Source organism: Nostoc sp. LEGE 12454, from assembly GCF_056620565.1.
Map to the genome: position 1 here is coordinate 86193 of NZ_JBWQXL010000017.1, position 11746 is coordinate 97938.

The following is an 11746-nucleotide window of genomic DNA, read 5'->3' on the forward strand; positions in this document are numbered from 1 at the left end:
TTCTTTTATAAGCAATAGTATATTTAAACACAACAATGCTCTGATATAATTTAACTTTTGTTTTCATTATTTTTACTGTTACTTAAGATTTTTTGAGAAAAGATTATAGGTTTTTAGATAACTAAAGAGCGATCGCCCAAGAGATCGTGGCAAAGTCGAGCGCTATACCATTTACAGACTTATCTTCTCTTAGATAAAAGTAAAAATCAAGGAAAGTTAAGACCTTTAAGTAAATTTTTGAGCTAGTTAAGACAGTTAATAAAAAAGTAAGTAAGTTATGTTTTTAAATAAAAAATGATAAAAGTTATGAACCTCTTAACAAGCACATTTTAAAAAGCTTATAAAGATTTGAGAAAATATGCTTGTTTTATATTTTGCGAGAGCGTTAATCGCGCCCGTGATAGGCTCATATCTTGCAGCCGGAAACAGGGAGAAGACTTTGAGATACACTACAGTACTACAGTTTATTTTTAGTAGACTTCTTGCAGAAGTGGGGGAAAGGGGAAGGGTTAAAGGGAAAAGGGATGGAATTTCCCCTTTACCTTTAACCTTTAACCTTTCCCCAACCGGAAAGCAAAAGTTACTTTTGCAAGATGTCTAGTCTTGATTACAATTGCTAATTTACAAAGCTTTAGGACTTACTGAATCGTATTGAATTCTGATTCATTAAATATAGAACTTACACAAAAATTTCCAAAAAGCTTAATTTATCGAACCGCCAAGACTTAAGTGGTGACAAGGGAGCTAAAGAGTTTACTGTATAAGTGACATAGCTTTCAAACCCCACCGATAAAACATCTGCTTATACGAATAGAATCCATAAATTCCTCAACTCATACTTGACACTTATAAAAACCAGCTATCCAGTTTTGACCGTATAAACCTATCCAAGAACGCCTTCTCTTTCAGAGACGCTAATGCGAACGCCAAGGCGTAGCGTCTCGTAGAGAAGAATTCGTAGAGTTTGCGTAATTCCTAAAATGTTTTAAATATCTACTTAACTTTCTTAAGTTTCTTAACTTTCTTAACTATTTTTTTAAATGTCTTCTTAAATGTCTTAACTGTTATTGCGTTTTATTTAAAAAACTGGGATTATCTATTCGATATAGGATTCCTATTTAATTTTTGAATAAAACCACGAAAAAATACAGAGAGGTGTATGAGTTTAACCAAAACAATCATAAGTCAGCATTTACAAACTGCTACACTCGGAATGAGAGTATCCCAGTAACAGTCAGCGGAGGAAATATAATACTCCTGTGTGATTTGTGAACAAAATTTTAGATAAAATTGGCTTTTCAGTCTCAGTATTTAAAACAAAATTAAATTTTAGTCGTATATATCTTATAGAAAATATATAAGAAAGTAGAAACAGTAAAAATATATACAATATCAAATACAAAATGCAAAAAACATTGAAAGCTAGGCGTATTGAACCACTTAACTTAAGTCCATTTCAAAGGATTTTAATAACAACTGATGGCACATTGACTGAAATATTAGAAGCTTATCTATTGGAAAAAATTAAATTAGTCAAACTCTCAGAAGAATTAGTTACTATTACAAAACCTATTCCAGCTTTAGATTTGGATACTGATGCTCAAGTAATTGAGAGAAAAATATTATTGCAAGGCAAGATTAGTTTAAATAATTTTATTTATGCTGAATCCATAATCGTTCCTGAAAGACTAGATAATAGGTTGAAGTCCAGGCTAATAGAATCACAAGAACCAATGGGTAGGCTATGGTTAGAATATAAACTTGAGACATTTAAAGAGATAATAGATTCAGCTATAGAAAAATCTGAAGACTTATCTAACTATTTTAATATTGCAAGAGAAGACAACATCTTGTCTCGGACTTATCGAGTTTTTTCTAATAAAAAACCAATAATAATGATTACTGAAAAATTTCCAGAGAGCTATTTTCTTAAAAAATATTAGTGAGTTATTCTCTAAATAAGTACAGATTTAGTTAAGATTGGGTTTTGATAATAATGAGGGAATAATGTTAGAAAAAAGATTATTTACAATTGTCAAGAATTACCCCAGTAAAACTGCGATCGCTTATAGAAATTTGAGGATTACTTATCAAGAGCTTTATGCGAATATCACATATTTAAGTAACCATTTAAGCACAATCGGTATTGTCAAAGGTGACTGCATAGCGTTAATTTTACCTAATAGCCCAGAGTTTGCGATCGCCTTTTACGCTACTGCCAAATTGAATGCTATAGTTTTGCCAATTAATCCCCTTCTAAAACAAGAAGAACTCAGCCACTACATTATCGACAGCAATACTAAAGCAATTATTACCAATAGTCACGGTGAAGAAATTAGTCGCAAAATTATCTCAAAGATAGACAAAAAAATAGAATTAATAGTCCTTGATAATACTTGTCCACTTACCAAAGAAGTAGATAAATCCATAATTACAGAAAGCACCTCTATTTTTAAAGGAGATGTGCTTTATTTATATTCCTCTGGTTCTACGGGTAGACCGAAAAGAGTATGTAGAACCCAAAATAATTTATATCACGAAGTTATAAACTTGACCGAGACCACTAATATATCTCCGGCAGATAATATTTTATGTATAGTGCCACTGTATCACGCACATGGATTAGGAAATTGTTTATTAGCTGCTATACATAATGGCGCAACTCTGGTGATTTTAGAACAAGTTTCACATCAAGGAAAAACCATTGAAGTGCCATTTGTTTTTAGACGTGCGAGAGTATTAGAGCTTATAGAAAAAGAAAAAATTACTATCTTACCTGCTGTTCCTTATATTTTGAACACTCTAGCAGAAACACCCGATGACACTCAAGTTGATATTTCCACACTGAAACTATGCTTTTCGGCAGGTAACTTTTTATCAAAAGATATTTTTGATAAATTCCTTCAGAGATTTGGCATTCCTGTGAGACAACTTTATGGTTGTACAGAAGCCGGTGCTATAGCAATTAATCTAAATGAAGATATAAAAAACACATATAATTCTGTAGGTTTACCTTTAAAAAATATCGACATTAAAATTATTGATGATGCTGAAAAAGAACTACCAAATGGAAGTATTGGAGAGATAGTCGTCAAAAGTCAAGCACTGACTAAAGGATATTGTAATAAACCAGAACTAAATCAACAGGTATTTAAAGATAATTGGTTTTTCACGGGTGATTTAGGCAAGAAAGATGAAGTTGGGCGTATTTATATTACTGGTAGAAAGCAAATCTTCATTGATACAGGAGGTTACAAAGTCGATCCACTAGAAATAGAAAACATATTGATAACTCACGATCGGGTTAAAGAAGCCGTTGTTATTGGCATCAAAGGTTCCTATGCAGGAGAAGTTATTAAGGCGGTTATTGTACCTCAAAATCGAGACATTTGTGATGCAAAAGATATATTAGCTTACTGTCAAGAAAAGTTAGCTGATTTTAAAATCCCAAAAATTATTGAGTTTCGTGACGAGATTCCTAAAAGTCCATTAGGCAAAGTATTAAGAAAAAACTTAATTGATAATTTATCAGAAACTATAAAATCATGAAAAACATTGATTTAATTGAAAAAGAAACTAAAAATGTTGTATTAAGCATCTTGCCAAATATAAATGGTGAAGATTTATCAGAGTCTAGCAATCTTTTTAGTATAGGTCTAGATTCTGTCAATGCTATGTCACTTGTACTTAAATTACAGAATAATTTTGGCATTAAATTTGAGATGAATGATATTAATGCAGAAAATTTTCAAAGCGTAGCAACTATTGTGAAGCTGATTGAGCAAAAGCAAGGCTGATAATTTTTATAAATGGGCTTTTTTCACAAAACCAAATACTCCAGTATATCTTTAAAAATCTGAAGCAAAAAGACTACAATGAGCTATTCTGCTGAAATCAATCCATTAGAACCAAACAAGCCAGTAAAAAGTAGAGAAGATATTTGGCAAGCGATCGCAAGCATTCTCGATTTACAGAATCAAGCTCCAGATTTGAAGCCTGTATCTCGGAATGAACATCCGCCTTTGTCTTTTTCACAAGAAAGATTATGGTTCATTCAACAGTTGCAGCCAGATAGCTCCGCCTATAATGTCTCTTTAGCTTTTCGTCTTCAGGGTTTACTCAACATTTCTGCATTAGAGGATAGTCTCAATGAAATTATCCAACGCCATGAAGCATTGCGAACTACGTTTCTAGCTTCAGAAAACCAACCTGTTCAGGTGATTTTTCCCAATCTCAACTTGACGTTACCTGTAGTCGATCTTCAGGAACTTTCTGAAAGGGAAAGAGAAACTCAAGTTTTGCAACTGGTGAAAAACGAAGTTGAACAACCCTTTGATCTAGAGCAAGGATCGCTGTTGCGGTTTTCTCTAGTGCAGCTACGCGAACATGAATATGTGCTACTGCTGAGTGTCCACCACATTGCCTTTGATGGTTGGTCTGAGGGTGTTTTGTGGCGCGAACTGACAGCCTTGTACACAGCTTTTTCCACTGGTAAGCTTTCTCCATTGTCTAAACTGCCAATTCAGTATGCAGACTTTGCTGTTTGGCAAAGACAGTGGCTGCAAGGTCAAGTCATAGACACTCAACTGGACTATTGGAAGCAACAATTAGCAGGATCGCCTCCCCTCTTAGAACTTCCTACCGACCGAGTGCGCTCACCCATACAGACAAACCGTGGTGGTATTAAACATTTTCAGCTAAATTCTCATCTGACTCAAAAACTCAAAAGCCTTAGCGAAAAGTCAGGCGCAACCTTATTTATGACTTTGCTGACTAGCTTTGTCATCTTACTATCGCGCTACAGCAATCAAGAAGATATTCTCGTCGGTTCTCCGATCGCTAACCGCAACCGTAGTGAAATAGAATCTCTCATCGGCTTTTTTGTCAATATTTTGGTGTTGCGTACTGACGTTTCTGGGAATCCCAGCTTTTGGGAATTACTGCAAAGAGTACGCCAAGCAGCAATGGAAGCATACTCTCGCCAAGATGTACCGTTTGAGAAAGTAGTAGAAGCTTTGCAGCCAGAAAGAAACCTCAGTTACTCTCCCTTGTTTCAGGTGATGTTCATTTTGCAGAATACGCCGCCTGGAAAATTGGAATTACCTGGTTTATCTCTAACTCGCTTAGAAATAGAAAACTCGACAGCTAAGTATGATTTAACCTTGTCGATGATAGAGAGTGAGCAAGGGCTTAGTGGCAGTTTAGAGTACAACTCTTACCTATTTGAACAAGCCACAATTACCCGGATGCTAGGGCATTTTGTGACCTTGCTGGAAGGTATTGTTACTAACCCACAGGAGTCTATTTCACAATTACCTCTACTGACGCCAACTGAGCAACAACAGTTATTAGTCGAGTGGAACAATACTCAGGCGGATTCTCGCTCTGATAAGTGTATCTATCAGTTGTTTGAGGAGCAGGTAGAGCGTACACCGGATGCGGTAGCAGTTGTATTTGAAAATCAACAACTAACTTATCAGCAGTTGAACTGTCGCGCTAATCAGTTGGCGCACTACTTACGCTCATTGGGTGTAAAACCAGATACGCTGGTTGGTATTTGTGTAGAGCGATCGCTAGAAATGGTAGTGGGAATTTTGGGCATTCTCAAGGCGGGTGGTGCTTATGTGCCAATTGACCCAGAGTATCCCCAAGAGCGTTTAAGCTTCATGCTCAAAGATGCTCAAGTATCCATACTGTTGACTCAACAGCAATTACTTGAAAAACTACCTAAGCATCAAGCGCAGCAAGTCTTTTTGGATACTGACTGGCTCTTGATTTCCCAGTCGAGTCAAGATAATCTCATATCTGGCGTGCAAGCAACTAATTTAGCTTATGTGATTTATACATCTGGTTCTACAGGTCAACCTAAAGGTGTAGCCATGAATCAACTTGCTCTTTGCAATCTGATTCTATGGCAACTGCAAAATAATACAATTTCTGGCGGAGCAAAAACGCTGCAATTTGCTCCTATCAGCTTTGATGTCTCCTTCCAAGAAATATTCTCTACCTGGTTTTCGGGAGGCACATTGCTTTTGATTAAAGAAGAATTGCGATTAGATGCCTTGGCTTTGTTAGATTTTCTGCAAGAAAAAGCTGTTGAGAGGCTGTTTGTTCCCTTTGTTGCCTTACAGCAATTAGCTGAAGTAGCTGTTAGTAGTGAATCAGTTACTAGTAATCTACGAGAAATTATTACTGCTGGCGAACAGTTGCAGATTACTCCGGCCATTTCTCAATGGTTCAACAAACTAGCTGATTGTACTTTGCACAATCATTATGGCCCGTCAGAGAGCCATGTAGTCACCACTTTTACTTTAACTAATTCAGTAGAGAATTGGCCGCTACTTCCTCCAATTGGGCGACCCATTGCGAACACGCAAATTTACATCCTTGATCGGGATCTACAACCTGTACCCGTCGGCGTACCAGGAGAATTGTACATTGGTGGTGTCTCTTTAGCGCGAGGCTACCTCAACCGTCCTGAGTTGACACAAGAGAAATTCATCTCCAACCCGTTTGAGAAGTCAGGAGGAAGTAAATTATACAAAACTGGGGATTTGGCACGCTATTTATCAAATGGCAGCATCGAATACCTGGGACGCATCGACAATCAGGTAAAAATCCGGGGCTTCCGTATCGAGTTGGGAGAAATTGAAACAGTACTGAATCAACATGGCGATGTGCAGGTATCCAGCGTTATTGTCCGCGAAGATCACCCTGGGCAGAAGCGGTTAGTCGCCTACATAGTGCCGCAAAAAGAGGTAATACCTGTAAGCAGCGAACTGCGGCAATTCCTGAAAGCCAAGTTGCCAGATTATATGGTTCCTAGTGCTTTTGTGATTCTAGAAGCCTTACCCCTGACTCCTAGCGGTAAAGTAGACCGCCGGGCCTTACCTGCACCAGATTTAAACAGTGAAATAGCAGATAAATTTGTTGCACCCCGCAACCCCATTGAAGAAAAATTAGCACTGGTTTGGTCACAAGTGCTGAGGTTAGAGAAAGTAGGTATTCATAATAATTTCTTTGAACTAGGGGGACATTCCCTACTAGCTACTCAAGTTATTTCCCGCTTACCAGAAGCTTTTGGGATTTCGCTACCGTTGCGATCGCTATTTGAGTCACCGACGATCGCACAGTTAAGTGAAGTTATTTTAGGTGAACTTAAAACAGGTTCGAGTCTAACGCTTCCAGCAATTTTACCCGTTTCCACAAGACAAGACATACCTCTATCTTGGGCGCAAGAGCGCCTGTGGTTTCTCCATCACCTAGAAGGCGAAAGTGGTGCTTACACAATGCCTTTCGCCATGCGTTTAGTGGGGAATCTCAATATCAAAGCTTTGGAACAAGCGGTTGAGGCAATGGTGCGGCGGCATGAAGTTCTACGGACTCGTTTTGAGATCGAGCATGACAAGCCAATACAGGTAATAGCCCCTGCTATAGCCATAACATTACCAGTGGTGAATCTACAAAATGTGGCAGACCCCTGGAAACAAGTAGAGCAACTAGCGATCGAAGAAGCCTACAAACCATTCGATCTGGCGAAAGATCCGGTATTGCGGGTCAAGATGTGGCAAGTTGCGACTGACGAGTATGTACTACTGATAGCCATTCACCATATTGCTGCTGATGGTTGGTCGATAGGCGTTTTGAACCGCGAATTGTCTGCCCATTATCGAGCTATTACCACGGGTAGTGCGGTTGAATTACCAGAGTTATCTGTACAGTATGCCGACTTTACCTTATGGCAGCGCCAATGGCTGACAACTCAAGTACTTGAACCTCAGTTAGGTTACTGGAAACAACAGTTAGCGGCAGCGCCACCTTTGTTGGAATTGCCTACAGACCGCCCCCGCCCAGCTATCCAGACTTTTCGAGGCGGAACAGAGCGATTTCAACTAGATGCCTTGCTGACTTCTCGGCTTAGACAACTAAGCTACAAGTCGGGAACGACTCTGTTTATGACACTGTTGACGGGATTTGTGGTGTTAATGTCTCGCTACAGTGGTCAAACGGATCTTGTAATTGGCTCCCCGATCGCAAATCGCAACCGTAAAGAAATTGAAGGGTTAATTGGCTTTTTTGTCAATACTCTGGCACTGAGATTCGATCTGTCCCCAGAATTGACCTTGAAAGCCTTGCTGGAGAAGGTGCGACAGGTGACTCAAAACGCTTATGACCATCAGGATTTGCCCTTCGAGATGTTAGTTGAAGAGTTGCAACTGGAGCGCAACCTAGATCGCAACCCACTGGTGCAAGTGATGTTTGCCCTTCAGAATGCGCCAACCAACCCTTGGGATTTACCTGGTTTAAGGGTCGAGAAAACGCATTGGGGGCTTGAGGCGGTGCGGTTTGACCTAGAAGTTCACCTCTGGGAAGTTGCTGAAGGTCTTGAGGGCTTTTGCTATTACAGCAGCGATTTATTTGATGCGGCAACGATCGCCCGGATGATGAAACATTTCCAGAATTTGCTAGAGGCGATTGTTACTAACTTAGAACAACCAGTCAGCCAATTACCTCTACTGACAGCACAAGAAAGGCAGCAATTGTTAGTAGAGTGGAACGGCACCCAAACGGATTATCCAAAAGACCAATGTATACATGATTTGTTTGCAGCCCAAGTTGCACAAACTCCTAATGCAGTCGCGGTGGTTTTTGGACAGCAAAAGCTCACTTATCAGGAGTTGAATGCACAGGCAAATCAACTAGCACATTATCTGCAAAAACTGGGCGTGAAACCAGGTGTTATGGTGGGTATTTGTGTGGAACGTTCTGTATCTATGGTTGTCGGGTTATTGGCAATTCTCAAGGCAGGTGCGGCTTATGTGCCTTTAGATATAGAATATCCTACAGATCGTTTGGCTTTCATCATAGAAGACACTCAGATATCGGTGCTGTTGACAACACAGAAATTAACCGATGTTGTTCCCAAACACCAAGCGCGTGTTGTCTGCTTTGATACTGATGCAGATGCGATCGCTCTCTTCAGCCAGCAAAACCCCATAGCAGCAGTAACACCCGATAATCTCGCTTATGTAATTTACACTTCCGGTTCCACAGGGAAACCCAAAGGAGTAGCTGTGACTCACCGAGCCGTGAATCGCTTGGTAATCAACACAAACTACATCAACATAGAACCAACAGATGTCATTGCCCAAGCTGCAAATTACGCCTTTGACGCAGCTACCTTTGAAATTTGGGGAGCGTTACTAAACGGAGCAAGGTTGGTAGGGGTGAGCAAAGATTTGGCGCTTTCGCCCAGAGATTTCGCTGGTTTTATGCGATCGCAAAAAATCAGCATATTATTCTTGACGACTGCCTTGTTCAATCAAATTGCTCAGGAAGTCCCCTATGCTTTCAATTCACTACGGCATCTCTTATTTGGAGGTGAAGCTGTCGATCCTAAATGGGTGAAAAAAGTACTGGAAAATGGTGCGCCACAGCGATTACTGCACGTTTATGGGCCAACAGAGAATACCACATTTAGTTCCTGGTACTTAGTGCAGGATGTCCCCGAAGACGCTACAACTATTCCCATCGGGCAGCCAATTTCCAACACACAAATCTATTTATTAGATCCCCAACTACAGCCTGTGGGCGTTGGTGTACCAGGAGAACTCTACATTGGGGGTGATGGTCTAGCAAAAGAATACCTCAATCAACCAGAGTTAACTGCCCAAAAATTCATTCTCAGTCCCTTTAGTCGAAGCAAGGGAGCAGGAGAGCAGGGGAGTAGGGGGGCAGAAGATAAATTGCACCCATCTTTCCCCTCTGCCCCTCCGCACCTCTGCCCCTCTGCCTCTTCCGAACGCCTCTACAAAACTGGAGATAAGGCACGTTACCTAAGTGATGGGAATATTGAATTTCTCGGTCGGATCGATTATCAGGTGAAGATACGGGGTTTCCGGATCGAGTTGGGAGAAATTGAAACAGTTTTGAGTCAACACCCCTTGTTGCAAGAGAGTGTTGTGGTTGTAAGAGAAGACACCCCTGGTGATAAACGTCTGATAGCTTACTTAGTACCAACTCTTCATCGTCAAACATTACCCCAGCAGGTTAGTCAATGGCAGAGTGAGTATGTTAATGATTGGCAAACACTCTATGAACAACTTTATAGCCAAAATCAAACATCCACAGATGACCTGACATTTAATATTGCTGGTTGGAACAGTAGTTATACCAGACAGCCCATCCCAGATCGGGAAATGCAGGAGTGGGTTGAGAGTACAGTCAGCCGAATTCAAGCTAACTTTCCTCAGCGCGTATTAGAAATTGGTTGTGGAACAGGCTTACTGCTATCTCGTCTTGCCAAGCACTCTCAACAGTATTGGGGAACCGATTATTCCATCGCCGCCATACAGCACGTTGAACAGATATGCAGCACAGTCGAGGGTCTAGAAGATGTGCGGCTGCTGCACCAAATGGCAGATAATTTTGAAGGCATCCCCCAAGGAGAATTCGACACTGTTGTTTTGAACTCAATCGTCCAGTATTTCCCCAGCATTGAGTATCTGTTGCAGGTTTTAGAAGGGGCGATGTCTACAATTACTCAACAGGGAACAATTTTCGTGGGCGATGTCCGCAGCTTGCCATTACTGGAGCAATACCATGCAGCCGTGCAGTTGTCCCAAGCAGAGTCGGATAGAACTATTGAGCAATGGCAGCAGCAGGTACACCAGAGTCTGGCCGCCGAGGAAGAATTGGTTATCGATCCGGGTTTCTTCATTGCCCTCCAGACACGTTTTCCCCAGATTGGTTGGGTAGAGATTCAGCCCAAACGCGGTTACGCCCAAAATGAGCTAACCCAATTCCGCTATGATGTTACCCTCCATGTTGGTACTAATGTTCAGGCGACCACCATTGCTTGGTTAAATTGGCAACTAGACAAGCTCTCGTTTACAGAAATTCAAAATCAACTACACAAAGAGCAGCCAGAACTGTTGGGAATTAGGCGCGTGCCGAATCAACGGGTACAGCAAGCACTACAGATTTGGCAGTGGTTGGAAAATCCTCCGGCTGTGGAAACAGTCAAGCAACTGCGGCAGGTATTAGCACAACAGCCAACAGTTGGGATCAATCCAGAACAGTTTTACCAGTTGGGGCAGCAACTCGGTTACACAGTTGACCTAAGTTGGTGGGAGAGTAGCCAGGATGGTTGTTATGATGTGGTGTTCTGCCGCAATAGTTCAACGCAGACATCTAACGGGACAATCGCTTTTTGGGATAGTTCAGCTGTCGCTACCAAACCCTGGATTGACTACACAAATAATCCTCTATACGGCAAGTTAGTTCAGAAACTAGTGCCACAGGTGCGTGAATATATCCAACAAAAGCTACCCGATTACATGGTTCCGCAAGCTTTTGTTGTTCTCAATGCGCTACCCTTAACACCCAATGGCAAAGTGGATCGTCGCACTTTGCCAACACCTGATACAGCCACGAGAAATCTTTCCACTGGCTTTGTTTTACCGCGATCGCCTATTGAAGCTCAAATCGCTCAAATCTGGAGTGAAATCTTAGGAGTTGAACGCATTGGCGTTAAGGATAACTTCTTTGAACTAGGGGGTCATTCGCTACTCGCTACCCAAGTCCTGTCAGAGATTAACTCAGCTTTTGGACTCGATTTATCTATACAGATGATGTTCGAGTCTCCCACAGTAGCAGGGATAGCAGCCTACATAGAAGTAGTGGATTTGGTAACACAAAATTTATCAGTTAAAGAAGTCAGTAGCGAGGTAGTGGAGTTTTGAGC

4 protein-coding genes are annotated in these 11746 nt (G+C 40.8%); all 4 read left to right on the forward strand.

What is annotated here, in order from left to right:
- The first annotated feature begins 1403 nt into the window (after window positions 1-1403).
- The 4 genes from AC1F2U_RS18865 to AC1F2U_RS18880 all read left to right on the forward strand — a co-directional run bounded on the left by AC1F2U_RS18865 (window position 1404) and on the right by AC1F2U_RS18880 (window position 11744).
- Window positions 1404-1943 (forward strand): chorismate--pyruvate lyase family protein, encoded by a 540-nt coding sequence (locus tag AC1F2U_RS18865; RefSeq protein WP_480262492.1) that lies wholly within the window; start codon window positions 1404-1406, stop codon window positions 1941-1943.
- Window positions 1944-2007: 64 nt separating this feature from the next.
- A complete protein-coding gene (locus AC1F2U_RS18870; RefSeq protein WP_480262493.1) occupies window positions 2008-3549 on the forward strand; it encodes a class I adenylate-forming enzyme family protein in 1542 nt (513 codons plus the stop codon).
- The gene (locus AC1F2U_RS18875; RefSeq protein WP_480262494.1) at window positions 3546-3797 is read left to right on the forward strand and encodes an acyl carrier protein; all 252 of its coding nucleotides are present in this window, start codon (window positions 3546-3548) and stop codon (window positions 3795-3797) included. The genes AC1F2U_RS18870 and AC1F2U_RS18875 overlap by 4 nt, the downstream gene beginning before the upstream one ends.
- Before the next feature lie 78 nt (window positions 3798-3875).
- The gene (locus tag AC1F2U_RS18880; protein WP_480262495.1) at window positions 3876-11744 is read left to right on the forward strand and encodes an amino acid adenylation domain-containing protein; all 7869 of its coding nucleotides are present in this window, start codon (window positions 3876-3878) and stop codon (window positions 11742-11744) included.
- The last annotated feature ends 2 nt before the right edge of the window (window positions 11745-11746 follow it).